This is a genomic window from Novosphingobium sp. RL4 (assembly GCF_035658495.1).
Taxonomy (GTDB): domain Bacteria; phylum Pseudomonadota; class Alphaproteobacteria; order Sphingomonadales; family Sphingomonadaceae; genus Novosphingobium.
In genome coordinates, this window is the sequence record NZ_CP141944.1 from 485,042 (window position 1) to 507,187 (window position 22,146).

A 22,146-nucleotide genomic window follows, 5' to 3' on the forward strand; every position below is an offset into this window, starting at 1 on the left:
TTGAACAGGGGAAACTGACATGAGGGTATCGCCGGGATTGCGGCGCTGGTCTTCCACGCTTGTCCTGAGCGCGGGGCTGGCCCTGAGCGCTCAGAGCGTGGATGCCAAGAAGCAGGAAAAGAAAGCGGCCGAGGTCGTCGCGGATCCTTATCCGTCAACTTACAGGTCCTATCCGGGAACGGCTACGGCGCTCGTCGGGGCAACCGTCTATGACGGGCGCGGCGGGCGGATCGACAATGGTGTCGTGCTGTTCCGGGATGGCAAGTTGCAGGCCGTGGGAGGCGCCGACATGGCGATCCCGGACGGCTACACCCGCATCGATGGCACCGGCAAGTTCGTGACTCCCGGCGTGATCGACATCCATTCGCATCTCGGCGTCTATCCTTCGCCCGGCGTCGACGCGCTGGCGGACGGTAACGAGATGACCAGCCCGACGACGCCCGACGTCTGGGCGGAGCACTCGGTCTGGCCGCAGGACCCCGGCTTCACCCGCGCCCTGGCCAACGGCGGCGTTACCAGCCTCCAGATATTGCCAGGCTCCGGCAATCTCATCGGCGGCCGTGCGGTTACCCTGAAGAACGTGCCGAGCATTACCGTGCAGGGCATGAAGTTCCCCGGTGCGCCCTATTCGCTGAAGATGGCCTGCGGCGAAAACCCCAAGCGCGTCTATGGCGAGAAGGGGCAGAAGCCCTCGACCCGCATGGGCAACTTCTCGGTCGACCGTCAGGCGTGGATCGACGCACGCCAGTACATGGACGGCGATCATTCCGAGCGCGATCTCGGCAAGGATACGCTGGAAGGCGTGCTCAAGGGCGAAATCCTCGTCCAGAATCACTGCTACCGCGCGGACGAGATGGCGCAGGTGATCGATATGTCCAAGGAAATGGGCTACAAGGTCACGGCGTTCCACCACGCGGTGGAAGCCTACAAGATCGCCGATCTCCTTCGCGAGAATGGCATTTGCGTCGCCGTCTGGGCCGATTGGTACGGCTTCAAGATGGAAGCCTACGACGGCATTCCCGAAAACGCCGCGCTGCTCGCCAATGCGGGAACTTGCGTGGTGATTCACTCGGACGACGAGAACGGCATCCAGCGCCTCAACCAGGAAGCCGCCAAGGCCCAGGCCGACGGCCGCCGCATCGGCATCGACATTCCCGATGCCAAGGTCATTGGCTGGTTCACCTACAATGCCGCCAAGACCATGGGCATCGGCGAGAAGACCGGCAGCCTCGAAGTGGGCAAGATGGCCGACGTGGTCTTGTGGAACGGCAATCCGCTCTCGGTCTACTCGCGACCCGAGAAGGTCTGGATCGACGGGGCCCTGATGTTCGATGCCCTGGATGCAAAACGTCGTCCGGTAAGCGATTTCGAATTGGGGCAGCCCGGTGCAGGAGACGTGAAATGAGCCGCCGTGCCATCATCATCGCCGCCCTTGCGGCGGTAGCGCTGCCCGGTGCGGCCTCCGCACAGGATTTCGCGATCACCAATGCCACCGTCGCCACCGGTGACGGCAGCGCGCCGATCGAGCATGGCACCGTGATCGTGCGGGGCGGCAAGGTCGTTGCCGCGGGAGCCGGAGTTGCCGTGCCGGCGGGTATCCGGAGCGTGGACGGAACCGGAAAGTGGGTGACGCCGGGCTTGTTCTCCGCCGTGACCGACCTCGGTCTCTGGGATGTCGAAGCGGTGTCGAACAGCAATGACACGGAAGCGGACAAGTCCCCCTTCAATGCCGCGCTCGATGTCGCGCCGGCGATAAACCCTTCCAGCGAGCATATCGCGATCAGCCGCGAAGGCGGCGTTACGCGCGCCAGCGTGGCCCCCTTCAACGGGGGCTCGATCTTTGCGGGACAGGGCGCGCTGATCGGCCTTGGAACGGGTCCCGATACGGTCAACGCATCCCGGGCTTTCCAGTTCGTGGAACTTGGGGAAGCCGGAGCCCGGCTCGCCGGTGGTAGCCGCGTGGCAGCGCATGTCGCGCTGCGCAACGCCTTGCGTGAGGCGCGCGAAGTGGTTGCCGCACCCAATGCCGGGCGTAGCAGCGATGCCCTGCTCACCCGTGCCGATGCGGTAGCGCTTGCACCGGTACTGGACGGCCGCCAGCCGCTCTATGTCGGGGTCGAACGTGCGGCAGACATCCGCAGCGTGCTGGCGCTCAAGACCGAGTTTCCCAAGCTGAACCTCGTGCTCGTGGGCGCCACGGAAGGCTGGCTCGTGGCCGGTGCCATCGCGGCCGCAAAGGTGCCGGTGATCACCATGCCGCTGCGGGATCTTCCGGCCAGCTTTGAAAGTCTCGCGGCGACCCAGTCGAACGTCGGCCGGATGAAAAAGGCGGGCGTCCAGGTTGCCATCGGCATGTTCGCGGGCAGCAATCAGCCACGCTATGCGCCGCAGCAGGCCGGAAACCTCGTGGCTCTGAACAAGCTGCCGGGCGCGGTGGGATTGACTTGGGGTGAGGCGCTGGCCGCCATTACCTCCATTCCTGCCGAAATCAGCGGTATGGGCGGCAAGGAAGGCGTTCTGGCACCGGGCGCGGTCGGGGATGTCGTCATCTGGGACGGCGACCCGCTGGAACTCTCCTCGGCACCGGTCGAAGTCTATATCGATGGCGTAAAGCAGCCGCTCGATAATCATCAGAGCCGGCTGAAGCAGCGGTACAAGAGCCTGGATCGGACGTACCTGCCGAAGGCCTACGATTGGTGAAGTAAATCCGAAGGTCTGGGGGAGAGCCCCAGACCTTCGGAATATCGTCTTTGCACAGGCCGCTTCGTCGCGAGCGCCTTGCAGGACAGGGGGCATGGCCCTTGGTCCTAGGTTTACGACCTAGATATCCTGGCCCTTCAGCCATCCGACGATGGCCGTTTGCGTGGGCCGGGCGAACTGGATTTGGTGGCCGCCCTGCTCGAAGCGGATGAATCTGGCATGGGGCGCGCCCTGTGCGAGCGCTTCGCCTTGAGCCAGAGGGATCACCCGGTCGTCGGCGGCGTGGAGGACAAGGATCGGGGCCTTGACCCGGGCAATCGCCGTGCGACTGTCGAAGCGGTCCAGCATCAGTCGGCGCACCGGAGCCCAGGGAACTGCTGCGGCCGCGACATCCGGCAGGCTGGTGAAGGGCGATATCAGCACCAGCGCCGCAGGAGAGTGCTTCGTGGCCAGTTCCGCCGCGACCCCCGTTCCCAGTGAAGCACCCATCAGCACGATCCGGTTGGCGGCAATGCCTCTGCGGTTTGCAAAGTCCAGCGCCGCTTCTGCGTCCAGCGCGAGCCCCTCTTCGGTCGGTTTGCCCGGATTGTCCGCATAGCCGCGATAGTCGGCAAGAAGCACACCGTAGCCGGCTTTCACAAGGCCTTCGGTGGCGGCGGCAGCGCCGGGGAGACTGTCGCCGTTGCCATGGAAGAACAGCACGGTGTGGCGGCCCGACTTTGCAGGGCGCCATGCTGCGGTGAGGGCGAGGCCGTCAGCCGTGTGGAGCGTTACTTTCTCGAAACCCGAGGGAATTGATGCCGGTCCGCGCGGTGCGGGATAGATGATCGCGCGCTGCCCCAGGTAAAGCGCGAGAACGACCGCGAGATAGAGGCCGGACACGGCAACCGCACCGACCAGCAGGGGAACCTTCACCGGCCTGTTCCAGCGGGCGTGAATGACCTTCGGGCGAGCGCCGCGTCAGGCCCGTGCTTCGTTCACGCCGGCGCTGTTGTGGCGCAGGGCCTTGAGTACGGTATCGACGATCTGCGGTGCATTGAGGCCAGCTTCGTCGTACTGGGTCTCGGGCTTGTCCTGATCCTGGAAGATATCCGGCAGGCGCATGGTGCGGATCTTGAGCCCGGCGTCGGTCAGACCTTCGTCGCTCGCCATGGTGAGAACATGTGCGCCAAGGCCACCGATGGCGCCCTCCTCGACGGTGATGACGACCTCATGGCTCAGCATGAGCTTGCGGATCAGATCGGTGTCGAGCGGCTTGGCGAAACGCAAGTCGGCAACGGTGGTCGACAGTCCCTTGGTTTCCAGCACGTCTGCAGCCTTGAGCGCTTCGCCGAGGCGGGTGCCAAGCGAGAGCAGGGCTACCTTGGTGCCTTCGCGGACGATACGGCCCTTGCCGATTTCGAGAAGCTGCGGCGTTTCCGGCAAGTCCACGCCCACGCCGTTGCCGCGTGGATAGCGGAAGGCGATTGGGCCGGCGTCATACTGTGCGGCGGTGTGGACCATGTGGACCAGTTCCGCTTCGTCGGCAGCGGCCATGACCACCATGTTCGGCAGTGTGGCAAGGTAGGTCACGTCGAACGAGCCGGCATGAGTCGCGCCGTCGGCGCCGACGAGGCCGGCGCGGTCGATCGCGAAGCGCACGGGCAGGTTCTGGATCGCGACGTCATGGACGACCTGATCGAAGGCGCGCTGGAGGAAGGTCGAGTAGATCGCGCAGAACGGGCGCATGCCCTGAGCCGCGAGGCCCGCCGCGAAAGTGACCGCATGCTGTTCGGCAATGCCGACGTCGAAGCTGCGATTCGGGAATTTCTGCTCGAACTTGTCGAGCCCCGTGCCCGAGGGCATGGCAGCGGTAATCGCGCAGATGCGGTTGTCCTTTTCCGCCTCGGCGACCAGTGCCTTGGCGAAGACGCCCGTATAGCTCGGCGGGCCGGCAGGAGCCTTGGCCTGTTCGCCGGTGACGACGTTGAACTTCTGCACGCCGTGGTACTTGTCGGCCGCTTCCTCGGCGGGGGCGTAGCCCTTGCCCTTCTGGGTCACGACATGGACGAGGATCGGGCCTTCGGCGGCATCCCGCACGTTTTCCAGCACGGGGACCAATGCGTCGAGGTCGTGGCCGTCGATCGGGCCGACGTAATAGAAGCCCAGTTCTTCGAACAGGGTGCCGCCCATGGCCATGCCGCGCGCGAACTCGTCCGTCTTGCGGGCCGCGGCGTGGAGGGGGCGGGGGAGGCGGCGTGCGAACTTGCGGGCGAGATCGCGCAGGCCGAGGAATCGGCCCGAAGAGACGAGGCGCGCAAGATAGGCGGAAAGCCCGCCGACCGGCGGCGCGATCGACATGTCGTTGTCGTTGAGGACGACGATCAGTCGGTTTCCGGCTTCTGCGGCGTTGTTCATCGCCTCATAGGCCATGCCCGCGCTCATCGCGCCGTCACCGATAACGGCGATGCCCCGGCCGGGCGTCCCCTTAATCTTGTTGGCGACCGCAAAACCGAGCGCGGCTGAGATCGAGGTGGAACTGTGAGCCGTGCCGAACGGGTCGTATTCGCTTTCCGAACGCTTGGTGAAACCGGAAAGCCCGCCGCCCTGGCGCAGTGTACGAATGCGGTCGCGGCGGCCGGTCAGGATCTTGTGCGGGTAGGCCTGGTGGCCCACGTCCCAGATCAGCCGGTCGGTCGGCGTGTCGAACACGTAATGGATCGCCACGGTCAGCTCTACCACGCCAAGGCCCGAGCCGAGGTGTCCGCCGGTCTGTCCGACGGCTGAGATCATCTCGGTGCGAAGTTCGTCGGCCAGCTGTCGCAGGTCCGCAGGCTTGAGCTTGCGAAGATCGTCAGGCGTATCGACGGTATCGAGGAGCGGCGTTGCCGGGTTGGCTGTCATGGTCTGCTTGTACACTTTACGTGTTCTGGTGTCGAATTAAGCGACGGGCAATATGCCGGTAGCACCCGAAATGACAGGAAAAACGTGGGAGCAGTCCATATGTTGCGACTTTCCGAAGCATCGCCAGTGGCCTTCGTGATGACCCGCGACCGGGCAAGCGCCCGAGTCTTCTATGAAAACGTGCTGGAACTGCGCGTTATCGCGGAAGAGGAATTCGCGCTTGCTTTCGCCTTGGCTGGCGGCGGGGCGATGCGGCTGACCAGTCATGCCGGCCATGTACCGATGCAGCATACGGTGCTGGGATGGACGGTGTCCGACATTCGCACGGCGGTCGGCTCCTTGCGGGGAAGGGGTGTGGAATTCAACGTCTATGAAGGCTTCGGGCAGGACGCCGACGGCATCTGGACAGCGCCGGACGGAACAGCACTGGTGGCGTGGTTCCCCGATCCTGACGGGAATATCCTCAGCTTAACCGAATTTCGGTAAGACTCTCAGCTGCAGGCCGCACAGGTGCCGCGCAGTTCGACAACCGGGCGCACGCCCGCAAAGCCGGCCTGCTTCGCCGCCGCGATAAGCGCGCCGGTCAGCTTGTCATCGTCGATGTGGACGGCCTGACCGCAGACATCGCAGATCAGGAAGATGCAGTCATGCTGGCAGCCGGGGTGGCTGTTGGCCAGATAGGCGTTGGCACTTTCCACGCGGCGGGCAAGGTTGGTGCGCACGAAAAGATCGAGAATGCGGTAGACGCTGTTAGGCGCCACGCGCTTGCCGCGCAGGGCGGATACGCTCTCCGCCAGATCGTAGGCGGAGGCGGGGCGTTCACGTTCCGCCAGTGCGCCGAAGACGTCCGCACGCATCTCGGTCCACTGCTCGCCCGATTCGATAAGAGCCGCGCGGGCAGCCTCGATCAGGTTGTCGCCCGAGTGTTCGTGATGATGATGCGCATTAGCCATGCGCCCCATATGGGCACTGGCCTTGCCGCGTGCAATTGAAAGGTGCCGGGAGGGCGCCCGGCCCGTGCGATCAGCGTGCGGGCGTTGCGGCTTCGGCCGGAGGCACGATGCCGCTGGTCAGCGAATGTCCGCCAATCCCCATCACGCCGAGCACCAGCAGCGCACCACCGGCAAAGCCGAGAGCGAAGAAGCGGTAAAAGTCGGCCTTGAAGAGTCCCATGACGAAAATCAGCTCATATGGTTGTGGTACGATTGCGTGGCGCTCACTTGGCGCGAATCGCCTTGACGTCCAGTGAATGGCGACGAACTGCAGCCCATTCTGCGATGAGTTGTGATTCTGCCGCGACGAAGGGCGGGAACCGTCACAATTTGGTCAATGTTCTCGCGTGGCGCCTGAGCGCGCTGCGCCGCGCAGTTTCCTACACGCGGGCAAGGAAGGCGAGGGTAACATCCTCGCCTTCCTGCCGTTTCGGTCCCTCAGTGCTTGAAGTGGCGCATGCCGGTGAAGACCATCGCCAGGCCCGCTTCGTCGGCCGCGGCAATGACTTCGTCATCGCGGATCGAGCCGCCCGGCTGGATCACGGCGGTGGCGCCCGCCTCGGCAGCGGCCAGCAATCCGTCCGCGAAGGGGAAGAAGGCGTCCGACGCCACAGCCGAACCCGCCGTGCGTGCCTGGGCCCAGCCGAACTTCTCGGCGGCTTCCGCGGCCTTCATCGCGGCGATGCGCGAGGAATCGCGGCGGTTCATCTGGCCCGCACCGATGCCGGCGGTGATGCCGTCCTTGGCATAGACGATCGCGTTGGACTTGACGTGACGGGCCACGGTCCAGGCGAACAGGCAGTCCTTCAGTTCCTGCTCGGTCGGCGCGCGCTTGGTCACGACCTTGAGATCGTCGAGGCCAATGGCTCCGTTGTCGCGGTTCTGCACCAGCAGGCCGCCGGTGATCTGACGCACGAGCAGGCCGGCGCGGCGCGGATCGGGCAGTTCGCCGGTGAGCAGCAGGCGCAGGTTCTTCTTCTTGGCGAAGAAGGCGCGGGCTTCCTCGTCGGCGTCAGGTGCGACGACGACTTCGGTGAAGATTTGGCAGATCGCTTCCGCCGTGGCGCCGTCGAGCGTGGTGTTCACCGCGACGATGCCACCGAAGGCCGAAACGTCGTCGCAGGCCAGCGCACCCTGCCAGGCATCGAGCAGGGTTTCGCCCTGAGCGACGCCGCAGGGGTTGGCATGCTTGACGATGACCACGGCGGGCTGCTGGCCCTTGAACTCGGCAGCCAGCTCGAAGGCGGCGTCGGCATCGTTGTAGTTGTTGTAGGACAGTTCCTTGCCCTGCACCTGCTCGCTCTGGGCCAGACCCTTGGTGAAAGGGCCGACCGGGGTGTAGAGCGCGGCCTTCTGGTGCGGATTCTCCCCGTAGCGCAGTTCGGTCGAAAGACGGCCGTTGACGCTGATCATCTCGGGGAACTCAAGGCCCTGGTCGGCGAAGGCGAACCACTGAGAGATCATCGAATCGTAAGCGGCGGTCTGCGCGAAGGCGCGCGCCGCCAGCAGTTTGCGGAAGGCCAGCGTGGTGCCGCCATCGGTGGTCTCCAACTCGGAGAGCAGGCCGGCATAGTCCTTGGGATCGGTGACGATGGCGACGAAGGCATGGTTCTTCGCAGCGGAGCGGACCATCGATGGGCCGCCGATGTCGATGTTCTCGATCACTTCGTCACGGTCGGCACCCTTGGCCACGGTCGCTTCGAAGGGGTAGAGATTGACGATGACGAGGTCGATCGCGCCGATCTCGTGATCGGCCATGGCCTTGGCGTGCTCCGGGTTGTCGCGCACGGCCAGCAGGCCGCCGTGGACCTTGGGGTGCAGCGTCTTGACGCGGCCGTCCATCATTTCGGGGAAATTGGTGAGGTCCGAAATGTCCTTCACCTCGAGCCCGGCATCGCGCAGCGCCTTGGCGGTGCCGCCGGTCGAAACCAGTTCCACGCCGCGCGCGGCAAGCGCCTTGCCGAGGTCGGCGAGGCCGGCCTTGTCGGAAACCGAAAGCAGTGCGCGGCGAATCGGGACGATATCGGTCATTGAAGGGCCTCTCGCGAATGGGGCGGGCAAAGGATTTGCGCGCCCTCTAGGTCGGCAGAGCCGAGCCTGCAAGGTGGCTAAGGCACAACCCGTGGCGTGCCTTGGACAAAATCACCCCATTTTCTTGAGAAGCCACCCGAAATTCCCGCCGCCGCGGGAAACCATGCCCTGAATCACGAGCTGCTGCGTTGCCTGCGGGCGGCCCTGGCCGTCGACCCATAGCGAATCCTCGACGGTGACTTCGCCGGCGGCGCTGCGGAATTGCCAGTAGCTGCCGTCAGGCAAGGCGAGGCCAGCCCCCTGTCCGTCCGCCGTCAGCCCCACTTCTACTCGTGGGCCCAGATGGAAGCGGATCGCGAAGCCGACCTTGCCGCGCTTGCCCTTGCGATTGGCGGGCAGGAGCAGATCTTCGCCGCGCAGTTCGGTGCCGTCGTCACGCAGGATCAGGATGCGGCGGTGAGTGAGGCCGTAGCGAGCCTCGTAGCCATTGTGGCTGGCCTCGAGGCGGGTGGCGTTGCCGCCGTTTTCCTGCACGAGCGTCTTGCGGTCGACATCAACCTCGCTGACACCCGATCCGATCGCGCCGTTGATGAGCACGGCCGTGGAATTGGCGTCGTCCAAAGTGAGCGTGGAATGCGCCGCAGTCGCACGGAGGCCTTGTTCGAGCCGGACCGGCACCAGTCCGCCGCCACTGGCGGAACCCCCGCAATTCACGATCAGGCGGTGCCCGCCGTGAGACATTTCGAAAGCCAGGGTCGAGGCGCAGCCGTGACGGGCGTGTGCGGGCAAAGGAGGCGGCGCGGTGTCGAACTGGAGGATGGACTTGTGGGCGAGCACGCGTTGATAGCCCCACTGCCTCACGTCGCGCAGCGGACGGGTCCGGACGCCGGTGGCGCGAACGAGGGCGTTCACGTCATCCCCGTCGACAGCCCAGCCGCCCTGCCAGGAGCCCAGCGATCCATCGCCATGAGTCAGGGCCAGCAGCGGCGGGATCAGCATTTCGATGACGCGCTCGACCGCCTTGGGCGCGTCCCGGCGGGTTGCGTGATAGCAGTTGCGCAGGCGGACGAGCAGCGCGATGGCTTCCATTTGCGCAACCGGGCTGCGGGAAAGCACGCCGCCGTCGTCGCCCATCAGTTCGCCGAGCGACTTGACCAGCCCGGCTTCGCCATAGAGCCGGCGCGGCCGTCCATCGGGCAGGAGCAGCCCCGCCGCGACGATGGCGGACCAGCCTGCCACTTCGGCAAGGCCGTCCTCTGCATTGTGGACGTGGCGATCGAGCCAGCGCGCGGTATCCGAGATATGCGCCAGCGTGCGGTTGCGCAGGGCCTTTTCGCCCGAAAGAATCAGTGGCGCGTGCGCCAGCCAGTTCATCAGGCGGGCGCCGGTATTGCCGACGGCCCAGGCGGGGCCCTTGCCGGGTTTGCCGGGGGGCTTGGGGTTGGCCTGGAGCCAGGCGGTAAGGATGCGCTCGGCTACGGCCGTGCCTTGCTCACGGGGGGCGCAGGCTTCAAGGTCGGTGAGCCAGGAAAAGCTGTGAACCACGCGTTCGAGCGGCGGGGTGACGCGGGCGGCACCGGCATAGTCGACTTGCGCGATCGGTGTCTTGGCGCCGTGAATCAGGAAGTGACCGGCGCGCAGTGCGGTGCCCGCGGCGACATGGCCGGGAAGCGTATTGTTGACGGTGGCGAGGAGGCGGGTGCGTGCCTTCTTGCCCATGGGCGCCGAGAGCATCGAGCCGGGAATGCCGAGTCGGTAGGCAAAACGGATAAGGCGTTCGCCGGGGCCGACGGAGGGGGGCGAGAAGTCGGCAAGCGCGAGAGCGCGGCCACTTTCAATGTGCGCAACTTCGACTTTCGCCTCGCCGCCCACCGTGCGGGGCGAGAGGAGATCGGATTCATCGGCTGCGAATGCGGAGATATCGGTGATGTCCGGCTCCTGCCGGTCCAGGGCGGTTGATCCGCTCACATTCTGGTTCAAGACACCCTCCTCGCTCCGGTCCATCCGGGCCTAGCTCCCGCCCATCGGGGAAATGGCCCGAAGTCCCCCCAGGTTCCCGCGCGGGAACCCGGCTGGGTGTCTGGGGTCACTGTTTCAGTCCGTCCCCGTCAGGCGAGTCCCTTCAGGGCGCGAATGTTCGCGGCATATTGCGTAGGTCCGCCGCGGAAAGTGGCGGAACCGGCGACGAGCACGTCGGCGCCTGCCGAAACGCAAAGCGGTGCGGTCCTGGCATCGACGCCGCCGTCCACCTCGAGGCGAATGTCGCGGCCGGACTTGTCGATCATCTTGCGCACGGCCTCGATCTTGCGAAGCTGGCTGGAGATGAAGCTCTGGCCGCCGAAGCCCGGGTTTACGCTCATGATCAGGACCAGGTCGATGTCGTCGATCAGATAGTCGAGCATCTTGGCGGGCGTCGCGGGATTGAGCGAAATGCCGGCCTTCTTGCCGAGATTGTGGATCGTCTGCACCGTGCGGTGAACGTGCGGTCCGGCCTCGGGATGGACGGTGATGTAGTCGGCACCCGCTTCCGCGAAGGCTTCGAGGTAGCTGTCGACCGGAGAGATCATCAGGTGCACGTCGAACACCTTGGCCGAATGGGGGCGCAGGGCCTTCACCACGGCAGGACCGATGGTGATGTTCGGCACGAAGTGACCATCCATGACATCGACGTGGATCCAGTCCGCGCCGGCTTCGTCGATCGCGCGAACTTCCTCACCCAGGCGGGCGAAGTCGGCGGACAGGATGGAGGGCGAGATCAGCGGCGTGGTCATGGTGGAAAACGGTACTCCTCGATGTGAAGGATAGGCCACCACATCTGGGGGGTACAAGCGCCCCACTGGCCGTTTTCCACACGCCATATGGAGGTCGCCCGTAAATCCACCAGGTGGCGGCGGGTGAGCAGCCGGCAGCACCGGGGAACCGGCACGTGATTGAGCCATTGTGAACTGCCAATTCAGAGTGCATTCACGGCCTCGATGGCAGTGCGGCGCCAGAAAAATCACGCAGTTGCGCGCGCTTCAGCCAGGCCGTGCGTGCTGCGCAGAGCGTTATGGAACCGGAGATGAGTGTGACGTTCCCCAAGGCCCCCTTCCCAATGAACAGGCGTTCGGGCGTGCTGCTGGCCGCGGCCGGTTTGGCCGCCCTGGCGGTATCCGCTCCTGCTGCCGCGCAGTACCGCGACGAAATCCGCAACGACATGAGCCAGTGCCGAGCCGGTGGCGGACCGTCGATCATGGTGACGGTGGATGGCATCAAGTCCTCTCAGGGGAAGCTGAGGGTGCAATCCTACCGCGCGACTTCGGCCGAATGGCTTTCCAAGGGCAAGTGGCTGAAGCGTATCGAGGTTCCGGCAAAGGCGGGATCGATGACGTTCTGCGTGCCGGTTTCCGCTGCGGGATCTTATGGAATCGCGGTCCGCCATGACGTCAATGGCAATGGTTCGACCGATATCAGCACTGATGGCGGCGCCATGTCCAACAATCCGTCGATCAACATCTTCAACCTCGGCAAGCCCAGCTATACCAAGGTCGGCGTGCCGGTGGACGGCAAGGAAGTGAAATCGATCCGCATCCAGATGCGCTACATGTAACGGATCAGGACTGGCCCCCGGCCTCCCGTCGCTGCGCCAGTATTCCGCGCGCGTCGACCAGGTCGGAGGGCTTGTCCACATCGACTGCGGCCAGCCCGTCACGCGCTGCCACCAGGCTGGCCCTTATGCCGATCTTCGTGCCCAGGCTGCCGAGGGCGGCTGCGAGGGTCAGTCTGCCCAGCGCGTAGCTCAGCAACATGCCGAGGCCGAGGCGGGCGGCTATGCGCCAGGGGCGTTTGCGGTCCGCCTCCACCAGTTTCCAGGTCTTTATCGCGCTTTCGGCGCGCTTTGAGTTGAGCAGAAACAAGTTGCAACCCGACCAGTGCCCGTCCGCAAAGCGCAGATATGTGCGCCGGGAACCGGGCATGGCGGCCTCGATCGCCTGACGCCGGGCGAGCAGGATGGCGACATCGGCATCTTCGGGCGTGTCGAGAAGGAAGTCGCTGACCCATTCCCCGCGCAGCAGGGCGTGATCCGCCGTGGTGATGAGCATCGGCGCACCCAGCCGTACAAAACCGGCGGCGACGCTTGCGCTTGGCCCGGCTTCGGCAGGGATTACCTCGCAATTCAACATTTGCGCCAGCGCCACGACGGCAGGATCGTTGGCGATGACGGCCACACGCTCGATCCCGGCATCACGGAGCGCATGGGCGACATGGGCGAGCATCGGCTGGCCTTCCAGTTTGACCAGCGCCTTGTGGCTGACTCCCTCGGACGCGGCGACAGGATCGGGCGCGCCGGGGCGAGAACCTGCGAGGATGAGCGCGGCGGGCTTCATGCCGGCTTGCGCTCCATTGCCTTCTTTGTGCGCCACACGTGCCAGAGCACGCCGGGAGCCGCGAGAACCGGATGGCGTTCGCGCCAGGGGGTTATGGTGACAGGTACGCCTGTGTGACGTTCGATCTTCCACGCGGCATAGCGGGCCGCACCGTCGAACGTCGTGGATGCCTTGAGCAGGCGGAGCACGTTGTAAGGCTTGCCGAGGCGCTGGCGGCGCTTCCACCAGTTCAAGGCACGGTTACGCTCCCGAGCCGCAAGGGCAGGGCGGATCGTTCCCTTGGGTTCCCGAGTGAAATCGATGCCGTCGGCGGTCAGCGCCAGGGGGAGCAGGCCGTCGAAATGCCCGCGATTGACGGCGAGGATCGAATCCTCCCGCCCGGCCTTCTCGACGCGGAATTCGGCCGCGTATGTCGCCCTGAACAGCGCCCGCCAATAGTCTTCCGCCGTTCCCGCTTCCGGTCCCAGAGAAACCGCAAGCCGGGTTGCAATGCGGGCGGCGCCGGAGACCGCTTCGGCAACGGGGCCGATCGCGGCTTCGTCGCGCAGCCAGGCCAGGCCGCAGGGCTGGACGAAGCGGGCCCATATGGTGGTGTCGAGCAGTTCGCCGGCGGCGGCGGCGCGGAAGGTTTCCAGAGCCATGGTCGCGACCTTGGCGCGCAGGGGAATGCCTTCGAACGTCCACTCATGATAGCTGACGCGAGGCCAGATCTTCTCGATCTGGGGGCCTTCGGTGAGGACGTAGAAATCCAGAACGCCTTCAAGCGAGCCCGTGCGCAGGTTGGAGCCGTAGAACAGCACCGCCACGGCGTTGCCTGCTGCAAGGGCGAGGCGCTGCGCGAAGGCGCGGATTTCGGGTTCGATCGGGCGCTGGATGGCCTTGCGGACGCGTCCTTCGAGATCTTCGGTCATGACGTCATGCTCGGGCAGCGGCGCCCGGAAATCAAGCGCCGGAAAACTGTTTTCAGGGGACCACGAACGTCAGTTGCGGGCCTTCCTCAAGCACGTAATCGCCGCCCGGGAACGCTTCGCCATCGAGGATGAAGGAGCCGTCCAGTTCAAGATCGACGGCGCTGGCGCAGAAACGATGAACGCCGCGCCGTTCAAGAAACTTGCCCCAGAACCCGAACAGAACCGCCGGAAGCAGGGCAATGACCCAGCGCACCGGCCAGTCGATAACACCCAGCTTCATGCCCGGGGCCACGTCGCTGCCGAAGGGGCGGGCGCCGAGCGGGAAACGCTCGAACGTCGTTGCGACGGCCATGAAGCGCTCGTCCGAACGGCCTGGCCCTTGATAAGGCAAGTCGCGGCCGGTGTGGCGGTTCACCAGACGGGTGGGCGTGCAGGAACGCCATGGGTTGCCGGCACGGCCGAACAGGGTCTGGATGATGCCCCAAAGGACCGTCAGGCCCACGGCAAAGCTGTTGAACGCGCCCCGGCGGTGCGCTTCCTGGCCAGCCTCTGTGGCGAGCGCGAATGCCCCGGTGCCGAGGATGAAGCCCTGAATGCAACCGTTGCTGTCTTCCCTCGAGGAAATCCGCAGGGGACGGCGGGTCAGCTTGTTGCCCTTGTGCGCCGCGGCGAGAGCTTCGGCGAGCGACCATTGGTTAGGTAGGCCAAGATCGATGGCGAGCGCATTTGTCTTTCCCTTGGGAAGGACGATGAAGGTCGGCCATTCCTCACCGAAGATATCTGCGCCGCAGGTCAGAACGTCGCGCACCGTTCCGTCTCCGCCGTCCACCACGAGATAGTCGATCCCGCGGCGGGCGAAGCTTTCGAGCACGCCGTAGAGATCCGTGCGGGTGCGCGGCGTTTCCGTAAGGATGTTGGAACAGTCCGCCATCTCGGGCGCGTGGCCCTTGTTGCGGTGGCTGCGAGGATTGCGGATGATACCTACGAGAGGCACGGCGCGGCCCCGCTGGGCTGAACGCGCCAGGCTGGCCGATTTGCGCCGGCCGTCATGCTCACCGGATGTCGGCAGCGTTTCGAATTCGTAAATGGTTCCGTACACGGGGGCCTATGTAGGCATCCCGAGCCGAAAAATCATCAGGAAACATCAACTGACACATTAAGGTTACAGTTCTATGGCGGATTAGCGCCACTTGCAAGACCCTCAATTTCCTGCGCGTTCTGTGCAACTCGCAAGATTGCCAGTGGAGGCGTGACATATTACGGCCGGTCCATGGTCGAAAATGACACTCCCCCTCTCGTCGTCAATATCGGCGAAAACCCCGTTCAGCTCTGGGGTCTTACGATGGCCGAGCGCGTCGCGCGCATCGCGCGCGCGAACGGACTGGTTCCCGGCTCTACCGTTCCTGCAGGCCCTGCGGTTCTTTCGAACGCCGCTTTTGCGTGGGATCCGGCGTGGTTCAAATACATCACCACGCGCCCCGGCATGGTGCTCACGCTCGGCGGTGTCCCCGCGCTCGCTTATGCGGCCGATGCAGATCAGGCCTCCCGAGTCGCGGAGGCGATGAGATCGGGCACTCCGCTTGGCGATCCACCGGGACTCGATGTGGTTGCCTTCGAGAGTGGCCCCACCGTGGAAAACAAGCAGCTTCGCAAGCGCGAGACGCCGTTTCTCATGGCGCTTGACGCTGAGACCGTGCGTCCGATCGAAAGGGCCAGCTACTTCGGGGCCTACAAGGGCGTCACCGATGTACTGACCAAATACCTCTGGCCGGAATGGGCCCTGGTACTGACGCGCGTCTGCGCGAAGCTGCACATCACGCCGAACATGGTCACCGCCGTCGGCGCGGTGTTCTGCGTGGCCGCGACCTTCCTCTTCGCCTACGGGCACTATTGGCTCGGAATGGCGCTGGGCCTCGTGTTCATGGTTCTGGACACCGTTGACGGCAAACTGGCCCGCTGCACGATCACGTCTTCGGAATGGGGTAATGTTGCGGACCACGGCATGGATCTCGTCCATCCACCGTTCTGGTGGTGGTTCTGGGCAACCGGCCTCGCTACCTGGGGCCTGGCCTACGATACGACTACCTTCTGGTGGGTGCAGGGAGCGATCCAGGGCGGATACGTTGTTCAGCGCCTGATCGAAGGCGTGTTCATGAGGCAGAACAGCCTGATGCACATTCACGTCTGGCGCAAATTCGATAGCCGGTTCCGGCTCATCACGGCCCGTCGCAACCCCAACATGGTGATCCTGTTCGTCGCCATGCTGTTCGCGCGACCGGATCTTGGCCTGATCGCCGTGGCGTGGTGGACCGCGATTTCCTGCCTCGTTCATGCCGTGCGCCTGGTGCAGGCCTGGATCGTTCGGGCGCGGGGCGGCCAGATCACCTCGTGGTTGGCGGAAACCTGAAGGAGCGTCGGTAATGAACGGGACGATGGAAAAGTTCGGCTATCCGGCCACGCTCGTCGCCGAATTCGATCACTGGGTGGTGCTGGCAAGGCCTGCCCAGCCGACGCTGGGTTCGCTGGTACTGGCGGCGAAGTCGGAGGCCACCGCGTTCGGTGATCTCGCCGCCGAAGCACATGCCGACCTGAAGATCGTGACCGCCGCGATCGAAAGCGCGTTGGGCAAGGCGGTTTCCTATGCCCGAATAAACTACCTCATGTTGATGATGGTGGACCCTCACGTCCATTTCCATGTGATCCCGCGTTACGAAGGTACCCGCGAATGGAAGGGGCGGGAGTTCGTCGACTGTGGCTGGCCCAAGGTTCCCGACCTGGGACATGCGGTTTCGCTGGAAGGCCCGGACCTTGCCGAACTGGTCAAGTGGCTCAGGCAGGCGTTCGGCTGAAGGCACGCAGGCCGTGCTGTCAGTCCTGATCTACGTCGGTGCGGCGCTTGCCGAGATCGGCGGGTGCTTTGCCTTCTGGGCCTGGTTGCGCATGGGAAAGTCGCCGCTCTGGCTCATTCCCGGCTGCATGTCGCTGGCGATCTTCGCCTGGCTGCTGACGCTGGTCGAAAGCGATCATGCCGGGCGTGCCTATGCGGCTTACGGCGGAATCTACATAGCCTCCGCGCTGCTGTGGCTCTGGCTGGCGGAAGGTGTGAAGCCGGATCGCTGGGATATGGGAGGCGCCGCGCTTTGTCTTGTCGGGGCGGCAGTGATCCTGTTCGGACCGCATCGGGGATAGTTGCGTATCAGGCGACGGCCGGGCCCCCGCCTGATACGCGTAACGCCTCAATACATGTGTTGGCCGCCGTTGATGCTCAACGTCGATCCCGTCACGAACGCTGCATTTTCCGAGCAGAGGAACGCGCAGCCGCGAGCGATTTCGTAAGCGCTGCCGAGGCGGCCGACGGGAATCTTCGCCACGATCTTCTCAAGGACCGGTGCGGGAACGGCTGCCACCATGTCCGTGTCGATGTAGCCGGGCGCGATGGCGTTGACGGTGACGCCGTACTTGGCGCCTTCCTGCGCCAGGGCCTTCGTGAAGCCATGGATGCCGGATTTGGCTGCGGCGTAGTTCACCTGGCCATATTGTCCGGCCTGGCCGTTGATCGAGCCGATATTGACGATGCGACCCCAGCCGCGATCCCGCATTCCGGAAAACGTGGCCTTGGCCATGTTGAAGCAACCGCCAAGATTGATTCGCATGACTTCGTTCCAGTCGTCGAAGGTCATCTTGTGAAGCACGCCGTCACGGGTGATGCCCGCGTTGTTGATGACGATGTCCACGGGACCGACTTCTTCGGTCACCCTTGCCACGCCCTCAAGCGTGGCTTCGTGGTCGCCGACGTCCCACCGGTAGGCAGGGATTCCGGTCCGTTCCGTAAAGGCCTTTGCCTTCTCTTCATTGCCTGCGTAATTTGCAACTACGGTGTGACCCCGTTCCTGGAGGGCCAGTGAAACAGCCTCCCCGATACCCCTGGTCCCACCGGTAACGATAGCAACGCGCGCCATAGAAAGCCTTTCGCCTTTTAGTGAAGCATCCACCACCTGCAGTGCTATGGAAACCAGCCGCGCAGGGCAAGCCGAAGCCCATCGCTCCCGGAGCTTATTTGCGGCGAATTGATTGAGAGAAGTGCAATTATGGCTGCACGGATCAGAACCTGAATTGGGTTCCTACGTACACTGCCTGACTGTCCTGGCGGCCATCGGTGAGGGGAACAAGGCGTTCCCGCTCTTGCGAATAACGCAGGCCGGCAGTGACATCGAGATTCTCGGTGACGCGGTAGGCGCCCCCCAGATCGACTTCGCCCGCTTCACCCGAGAACGTGCGAGGGGCGCGACCTGCCACATGCTTTTCATCGATCGAGATTCGGGGGCTGAAGCGCGATTCCTTCTGGTCGACCGTTCCGGCCTGAAGGCTGAATTTCTTCAACTCTGGCGCATCGGAAAGCCCCTTGCCCAAGGCTTGCGGCGCCGTTTCGGGGGCAAAGTTCTGATAGCCGCGCGCCACGCCGAGATTGAAGGCGTTGGGAGCTATGCGAAGGGGCCCGACATCCTTGTCGGTGCGGGCGATCTGAAGGCGGTTACGCACGATAATCGCCTTCGCCGCTTCCGGATCGAAGCGAACGGCAACCGTAACCGCGCGTTCGAGGCGGCCCGGAGGTGCTGCCGGAGTGAAGGGAAACGGTTGACCTTTGGCAAGAGAGCGCATGGCGATGGCGCGCGACAGGTTTTCTGGAGAGGTCTCCGGATCGAGCGAATCGACCGATTTCTCCGTCTGCGCGGTCTTGAAATTGGTGGTGAACGCAAGAACGGCGCTGGGAAGGGCAAGCACGGTCACGCAGCAGGCCAGCAAGAGGCCGGTCTTCATTCCGCCTTTCGACGCGCGTGTTGCTTCGGCTTCCATTGCGAAATTCCCGCCTTGCCTTTCCATCTCGCCGGTTCACGATCCTGTTGCGGGATCGGCGTCCCACCGTTCCGCGATCTTTCAGGCTTGCAACTTAACACAGCCTGATCGCGGATGGGAGAGGGGCGTTCAGCATGCGTTTAGCCTTGCACCCGTTATGGCGGCAAGCTGATGCAGCCGCACTTGCCGCCCGGGCAACGGCGGCTATAGAGGCGTTTCACGGCAGGTTTACCGGAAGTCCGGCGAACGCGCCAAGACAGGAACTGGGAATTACGATGACAGGCAGCACCCATACCGGCCTTCTCTCCGCTCGATCGCTGGCGACTGCGGGCTTTTGCGCCGTCGCGGCGCTTGCGCTGGCCGGTTGCGGCGGTGGCAGGAAGCAGGTCCAGTCCTCGATCGCCCCTTCGGCGGTGACGACGATCGGCGTGAACAGCTACCTGTGGCGGGCCAGCCTCGATTCGCTCTCGTTCATGCCGCTGCTCCAGTCGGACAGCGCCGGCGGCGTCATCGTCACCGATTGGTACACCAATCCCAAGGAACCCAACGAGCGCGTCAAGATCACGGTGATGATCCTCGACAAGGACCTGCGTGCCGACGCCCTGCGCGTGACCGGCCAGCGCGAAGTCTCGACCAACGGCGTCTGGGCGCCGGCGCCGGTTCAGGCTGCAACGGTGCAGAAGCTTGAGGACATCATCCTCACCCGCGCCCGTGACCTTCGCCGCAATTCGATCGGCGGCTGATAGTTTTTTCATACGCGGCACCGGCCGGTGCCGCGAAATTGCGGGAATATGCCCGCAGGAGACTCGATTAAGATGACCGAGCGGTTCGATCCGGCTCAGGCGGACACGCGCTGGCAGGCTGCGTGGGACGACGCGCAGTGTTTCAAGGCGGACGATACCTCGTCGAAGCCGCGCAGCTTCGTGCTTGAGATGTTCCCCTATCCTTCGGGGCGCATCCATATCGGCCACGTGCGCAATTACACGATGGGCGACGTGCTGGCGCGCTACAAGCGCATGACAGGCCATGAAGTGCTCCACCCGATGGGCTGGGACGCGTTCGGCATGCCCGCCGAAAACGCGGCCATGGAAAAGGGCGTCCACCCCGGCGGCTGGACGCGCGAGAACATCGCCAACATGAAGGCGCAGTTGAAGCGCCTGGGCTTTGCGCTCGACTGGAGCCGCGAGATCGCCACCTGCGAGCCGGAATACTACGGCCACGAGCAGGCGCTGTTCCTCGATCTCTACGCAAACGATCTGGTTTACCGCAAGGAATCGGCGGTGAACTGGGATCCGGTTGACATGACCGTGCTCGCCAATGAACAGGTGATCGACGGGCGCGGCTGGCGCTCGGGCGCGCTGGTGGAGAAGCGCAAGCTCTCCCAGTGGTTCCTCAAGATCACCGACTTCGCCGACGAACTGCTGGACGGTCTCTCCACGCTCGACAAGTGGCCCGAGAAGGTCCGCACGATGCAGGAGAACTGGATCGGCAAGAGCCAGGGCCTGCAGTTCAAGTTCGACCTGACTGCCGAAGTCGGCGGTATCGGTTCGGTAGAAGTCTACTCGACCCGTCCGGACACGATCTTCGGTGCCAGCTTCGTCGCCGTCGCCGCCGATCACCCGATCGCGCAGGCGGTTGCGCAGGGTCGTCCCGAGGTCGAGGAATTCATCGCGCTGTGCAAGCAGGGCGGCACTACTGCGGCCGAACTCGAAACCGCTGAAAAGCTGGGCTTCGATACCGGCGTGAAGGCCAGGCACCCGTTCACGGGCGCCGAACTGCCGGTGTTCATCGCCAACTTCGTGCTGATGGACTACGGCACCGGCGCGGTCATGGCCGTTCCCGGTCACGACCAGCGTGACTTCGAATTCGCCACCAAGTACCAGTTGCCGATCCTGCGCGTCGTCGCGGCGAGCGAAGCCGATGCCGACAAGCCGTTCGACGGCGAGTCCGAGGCCGGTGATGGCGTCTGCGTCCATTCCGACTTCCTCAACGGCATGGCCGTGAAGGACGCCAAGGCCGCCGTCATCGCGCGCGCCGAGGCCGAAGGTTGGGGTGAGGGCAAGACCGTGTGGCGCCTGCGCGACTGGGGCGTCTCGCGCCAGCGCTATTGGGGCACGCCGATCCCGTTCATCCACTGCGAGGTTTGCGGCGTGGTGCCGGTGCCCAAGAAGCACCTGCCGGTCACGCTGCCCGAGGACGTCGATTTCTCGACCCCCGGCAACCCGCTCGTTCGCCACCCGACCTGGAAGCATGTCGATTGCCCGCAGTGCGGCCACGCCGCGCGTCGCGAAACCGACACGCTCGACACTTTCGTCGACTCTTCGTGGTACTTCCTGCGCTTCGCCAGCCAGCCGGAGGATCGTCCGTTCGATCCGGCCAAGATCGCCGAATGGCTGCCGGTGGAACAGTACATCGGCGGTATCGAGCATGCGATCCTGCACTTGCTCTACGCGCGTTTCTGGACGCGCGCGCTGGCCCGCATCGGCAAGGTCGAGGTGAAGGAGCCCTTCGCCAGCCTGTTCACGCAGGGCATGGTCACGCACGAGACCTACTTCCGGATCAACGATGCCAACGGTCAGCCGATCTACTTCTCGCCCGGCGAGATCGACCGGACCTCGGACGGTGCGACGCTGAAGGCTGACGGTGCCGCCGTCGAAGTCGGCCGCGTCATCAAGATGTCGAAGTCGAAGAAGAACGTCGTCGACCCCGACGAGATCGTCGCGACTTACGGCGCCGACGCGATCCGCTGGTTCATGCTGTCAGACAGCCCGCCGGAGCGCGACCTGCCATGGTCGGAAGCCGGCATCGAGGGCTGCGGCCGCTTCGTGCAGCGCCTCTGGCGTCTGTTCGCCCAGTACGACGCTTCGGCGACGGGCGAGGACAAGGCCATCGACCGCAAGGCCCACCAGACGGTGGCTGCGGTGGCTTCGGACATCGAATCGCTGGGCTTCAACAAGGCCGTGGCGCGCATCTACGAACTGACCGGCGCGGTCGAGAAGGCGGCCCCTTCGGCCAGCCGCTCGAACGCGATCCGCACGCTTCTGCTGCTCGTCTCGCCGATGATGCCGCACCTCGCCGAAGAAGCTTTCGAAACCTTCGGGGAAGGCCTCGTCTCGCAGGCTTCATGGCCGGAAGTCGATCCGGCGCTGCTGGTCGAGGACGAAGTGACCGTGGCCGTCCAGGTGAAGGGCAAGCTGCGCGACACCCTGACCGTGGCCAAGGGCACTTCGAAGGAAGAGCTTGAAGCGCTTGCCCTTGCCAGCGAGAAAGTGCAGCGTGCGCTGGATGGAGCCGAGGTGAGGAAAGTGATCGTCGTTCCCGACCGCCTGGTCAATCTCGTCGCGTGAAGCGTTTCCTGCGCCTTGTCGGACCCGTCCTCCTCGGAGCGGTGACGCTGACCGGCTGTGG

At 64.5% G+C, this 22,146-nt stretch carries 21 protein-coding genes; 9 read left to right on the forward strand and 12 right to left on the reverse strand.

The window, feature by feature from the left end:
- Positions 1-19 precede the first annotated feature (19 nt).
- Together U9J33_RS02420 and U9J33_RS02425 are read left to right on the forward strand one after the other, a co-directional pair.
- A complete protein-coding gene (locus U9J33_RS02420) occupies positions 20-1,405 on the forward strand; it encodes an amidohydrolase (RefSeq protein WP_324697619.1) in 1,386 nt (461 codons plus the stop codon).
- Positions 1,402-2,700 carry an amidohydrolase family protein gene (locus U9J33_RS02425; RefSeq protein WP_324697621.1) on the forward strand — a complete coding sequence of 433 codons (1,299 nt, stop codon included), beginning with the start codon at positions 1,402-1,404 and terminating at the stop codon, positions 2,698-2,700. The genes U9J33_RS02420 and U9J33_RS02425 overlap by 4 nt, the downstream gene beginning before the upstream one ends.
- A 120-nt stretch (positions 2,701-2,820) precedes the next feature.
- On the opposite strand, the gene U9J33_RS02430 is transcribed toward U9J33_RS02425, so the two are convergent.
- Together U9J33_RS02430 and dxs are read right to left on the reverse strand one after the other, a co-directional pair.
- Positions 2,821-3,615, reverse strand: coding sequence for an alpha/beta hydrolase (locus U9J33_RS02430; RefSeq protein WP_324697623.1), 795 nt, complete (start codon positions 3,613-3,615; stop codon positions 2,821-2,823).
- A 45-nt stretch (positions 3,616-3,660) separates the two neighbouring features.
- Positions 3,661-5,583 carry a 1-deoxy-D-xylulose-5-phosphate synthase gene (dxs, locus tag U9J33_RS02435; RefSeq protein WP_185998895.1) on the reverse strand — a complete coding sequence of 641 codons (1,923 nt, stop codon included), beginning with the start codon at positions 5,581-5,583 and terminating at the stop codon, positions 3,661-3,663.
- Positions 5,584-5,721: 138 nt separating this feature from the next.
- Between dxs and U9J33_RS02440 the strand changes: the two genes are divergently transcribed.
- A complete protein-coding gene (locus U9J33_RS02440; protein WP_324697625.1) occupies positions 5,722-6,069 on the forward strand; it encodes a VOC family protein in 348 nt (115 codons plus the stop codon).
- 5 nt (positions 6,070-6,074) lie between these two features.
- Here the strand turns inward: U9J33_RS02440 and U9J33_RS02445 are convergent, their stop codons facing one another.
- The 5 genes from U9J33_RS02445 to rpe all read right to left on the reverse strand — a co-directional run bounded on the left by U9J33_RS02445 (position 6,075) and on the right by rpe (position 11,377).
- Entirely contained in the window at positions 6,075-6,536 is a 462-nt protein-coding gene (locus U9J33_RS02445; protein WP_054441163.1) for a Fur family transcriptional regulator, read from the reverse strand.
- A gap of 70 nt (positions 6,537-6,606) precedes the next feature.
- Positions 6,607-6,756, reverse strand: coding sequence for a hypothetical protein (locus U9J33_RS02450; RefSeq protein ID WP_324697628.1), 150 nt, complete (start codon positions 6,754-6,756; stop codon positions 6,607-6,609).
- Positions 6,757-7,013: 257 nt separating this feature from the next.
- Positions 7,014-8,606, reverse strand: a complete 1,593-nt coding sequence (gene purH / locus U9J33_RS02455; protein WP_324697630.1) for a bifunctional phosphoribosylaminoimidazolecarboxamide formyltransferase/IMP cyclohydrolase — start codon at positions 8,604-8,606, stop codon at positions 7,014-7,016.
- Between the two features lie 111 nt (positions 8,607-8,717).
- Complete coding sequence (locus U9J33_RS02460; RefSeq protein ID WP_324697632.1) at positions 8,718-10,574, reverse strand: heparinase II/III family protein; 1,857 nt, start codon at positions 10,572-10,574, stop codon at positions 8,718-8,720.
- A gap of 140 nt (positions 10,575-10,714) precedes the next feature.
- Positions 10,715-11,377 (reverse strand): ribulose-phosphate 3-epimerase, encoded by a 663-nt coding sequence (gene rpe, locus U9J33_RS02465; protein WP_132469364.1) that lies wholly within the window; start codon positions 11,375-11,377, stop codon positions 10,715-10,717.
- A gap of 323 nt (positions 11,378-11,700) precedes the next feature.
- On the opposite strand from rpe, the gene U9J33_RS02470 reads away from it, so the two are divergent.
- Complete coding sequence (locus U9J33_RS02470; RefSeq protein ID WP_054441125.1) at positions 11,701-12,195, forward strand: DUF2141 domain-containing protein; 495 nt, start codon at positions 11,701-11,703, stop codon at positions 12,193-12,195.
- 4 nt (positions 12,196-12,199) lie between these two features.
- On the opposite strand, the gene U9J33_RS02475 is transcribed toward U9J33_RS02470, so the two are convergent.
- From U9J33_RS02475 to U9J33_RS02485, 3 genes are read right to left on the reverse strand one after another with little or no spacing between them, the layout of a single operon-like run.
- Positions 12,200-12,973: a nucleotidyltransferase family protein gene (locus tag U9J33_RS02475; RefSeq protein ID WP_324697634.1), complete on the reverse strand. Its 774-nt coding sequence runs from the start codon at positions 12,971-12,973 to the stop codon at positions 12,200-12,202.
- Complete coding sequence (locus U9J33_RS02480; protein WP_324697636.1) at positions 12,970-13,884, reverse strand: hypothetical protein; 915 nt, start codon at positions 13,882-13,884, stop codon at positions 12,970-12,972. The genes U9J33_RS02475 and U9J33_RS02480 overlap by 4 nt, the downstream gene beginning before the upstream one ends.
- A 52-nt stretch (positions 13,885-13,936) precedes the next feature.
- Positions 13,937-14,983, reverse strand: coding sequence for a diacylglycerol/lipid kinase family protein (locus U9J33_RS02485; RefSeq protein ID WP_324697638.1), 1,047 nt, complete (start codon positions 14,981-14,983; stop codon positions 13,937-13,939).
- 171 nt (positions 14,984-15,154) lie between these two features.
- On the opposite strand from U9J33_RS02485, the gene U9J33_RS02490 reads away from it, so the two are divergent.
- Genes U9J33_RS02490 through U9J33_RS02500 form a run of 3 tightly spaced genes read left to right on the forward strand, consistent with a single transcriptional unit; the run spans position 15,155 to position 17,073 of the window.
- Positions 15,155-16,291 carry a CDP-alcohol phosphatidyltransferase family protein gene (locus U9J33_RS02490; protein WP_324697640.1) on the forward strand — a complete coding sequence of 379 codons (1,137 nt, stop codon included), beginning with the start codon at positions 15,155-15,157 and terminating at the stop codon, positions 16,289-16,291.
- Positions 16,292-16,304: 13 nt separating this feature from the next.
- The gene (locus U9J33_RS02495) at positions 16,305-16,733 is read left to right on the forward strand and encodes an HIT family protein (RefSeq protein WP_185998266.1); all 429 of its coding nucleotides are present in this window, start codon (positions 16,305-16,307) and stop codon (positions 16,731-16,733) included.
- Between the two features lie 13 nt (positions 16,734-16,746).
- Positions 16,747-17,073, forward strand: coding sequence for a YnfA family protein (locus U9J33_RS02500; protein WP_054441112.1), 327 nt, complete (start codon positions 16,747-16,749; stop codon positions 17,071-17,073).
- Between the two features lie 47 nt (positions 17,074-17,120).
- On the opposite strand, the gene phbB is transcribed toward U9J33_RS02500, so the two are convergent.
- Positions 17,121-17,843, reverse strand: coding sequence for an acetoacetyl-CoA reductase (phbB, locus tag U9J33_RS02505; protein WP_054441110.1), 723 nt, complete (start codon positions 17,841-17,843; stop codon positions 17,121-17,123).
- Between the two features lie 142 nt (positions 17,844-17,985).
- The gene (locus tag U9J33_RS02510) at positions 17,986-18,738 is read right to left on the reverse strand and encodes a hypothetical protein (protein WP_324697645.1); all 753 of its coding nucleotides are present in this window, start codon (positions 18,736-18,738) and stop codon (positions 17,986-17,988) included.
- A 275-nt stretch (positions 18,739-19,013) separates the two neighbouring features.
- Between U9J33_RS02510 and U9J33_RS02515 the strand changes: the two genes are divergently transcribed.
- Together U9J33_RS02515 and leuS are read left to right on the forward strand one after the other, a co-directional pair.
- Positions 19,014-19,481: a DUF3576 domain-containing protein gene (locus U9J33_RS02515; RefSeq protein WP_054441108.1), complete on the forward strand. Its 468-nt coding sequence runs from the start codon at positions 19,014-19,016 to the stop codon at positions 19,479-19,481.
- 72 nt (positions 19,482-19,553) lie between these two features.
- Positions 19,554-22,085 (forward strand): leucine--tRNA ligase, encoded by a 2,532-nt coding sequence (leuS, locus tag U9J33_RS02520; protein ID WP_324697647.1) that lies wholly within the window; start codon positions 19,554-19,556, stop codon positions 22,083-22,085.
- Positions 22,086-22,146: the final 61 nt, after the last annotated feature.

What these genes read in the sequence shown, in the direction of transcription:
- phbB (WP_054441110.1), bottom strand. Translation starts at nt 17,843, where the DNA reads ATGGCGCGCGTTGCTATCGTTACCGGTGGGACCAGGGGTATCGGGGAG.
- U9J33_RS02480 (WP_324697636.1), bottom strand. Translation starts at nt 13,884, where the DNA reads ATGACCGAAGATCTCGAAGGACGCGTCCGCAAGGCCATCCAGCGCCCG.
- U9J33_RS02510 (WP_324697645.1), bottom strand. Translation starts at nt 18,738, where the DNA reads ATGGAAGCCGAAGCAACACGCGCGTCGAAAGGCGGAATGAAGACCGGC.
- U9J33_RS02490 (WP_324697640.1), top strand. Translation starts at nt 15,155, where the DNA reads ATGGTCGAAAATGACACTCCCCCTCTCGTCGTCAATATCGGCGAAAAC.
- U9J33_RS02420 (WP_324697619.1), top strand. Translation starts at nt 20, where the DNA reads ATGAGGGTATCGCCGGGATTGCGGCGCTGGTCTTCCACGCTTGTCCTG.
- U9J33_RS02515 (WP_054441108.1), top strand. Translation starts at nt 19,014, where the DNA reads ATGACAGGCAGCACCCATACCGGCCTTCTCTCCGCTCGATCGCTGGCG.
- U9J33_RS02475 (WP_324697634.1), bottom strand. Translation starts at nt 12,973, where the DNA reads ATGAAGCCCGCCGCGCTCATCCTCGCAGGTTCTCGCCCCGGCGCGCCC.
- purH (WP_324697630.1), bottom strand. Translation starts at nt 8,606, where the DNA reads ATGACCGATATCGTCCCGATTCGCCGCGCACTGCTTTCGGTTTCCGAC.
- U9J33_RS02450 (WP_324697628.1), bottom strand. Translation starts at nt 6,756, where the DNA reads ATGGGACTCTTCAAGGCCGACTTTTACCGCTTCTTCGCTCTCGGCTTT.
- U9J33_RS02445 (WP_054441163.1), bottom strand. Translation starts at nt 6,536, where the DNA reads ATGGCTAATGCGCATCATCATCACGAACACTCGGGCGACAACCTGATC.
- U9J33_RS02425 (WP_324697621.1), top strand. Translation starts at nt 1,402, where the DNA reads ATGAGCCGCCGTGCCATCATCATCGCCGCCCTTGCGGCGGTAGCGCTG.
- rpe (WP_132469364.1), bottom strand. Translation starts at nt 11,377, where the DNA reads ATGACCACGCCGCTGATCTCGCCCTCCATCCTGTCCGCCGACTTCGCC.
- U9J33_RS02440 (WP_324697625.1), top strand. Translation starts at nt 5,722, where the DNA reads ATGACCCGCGACCGGGCAAGCGCCCGAGTCTTCTATGAAAACGTGCTG.
- leuS (WP_324697647.1), top strand. Translation starts at nt 19,554, where the DNA reads ATGACCGAGCGGTTCGATCCGGCTCAGGCGGACACGCGCTGGCAGGCT.
- U9J33_RS02470 (WP_054441125.1), top strand. Translation starts at nt 11,701, where the DNA reads ATGAACAGGCGTTCGGGCGTGCTGCTGGCCGCGGCCGGTTTGGCCGCC.
- U9J33_RS02495 (WP_185998266.1), top strand. Translation starts at nt 16,305, where the DNA reads ATGAACGGGACGATGGAAAAGTTCGGCTATCCGGCCACGCTCGTCGCC.
- dxs (WP_185998895.1), bottom strand. Translation starts at nt 5,583, where the DNA reads ATGACAGCCAACCCGGCAACGCCGCTCCTCGATACCGTCGATACGCCT.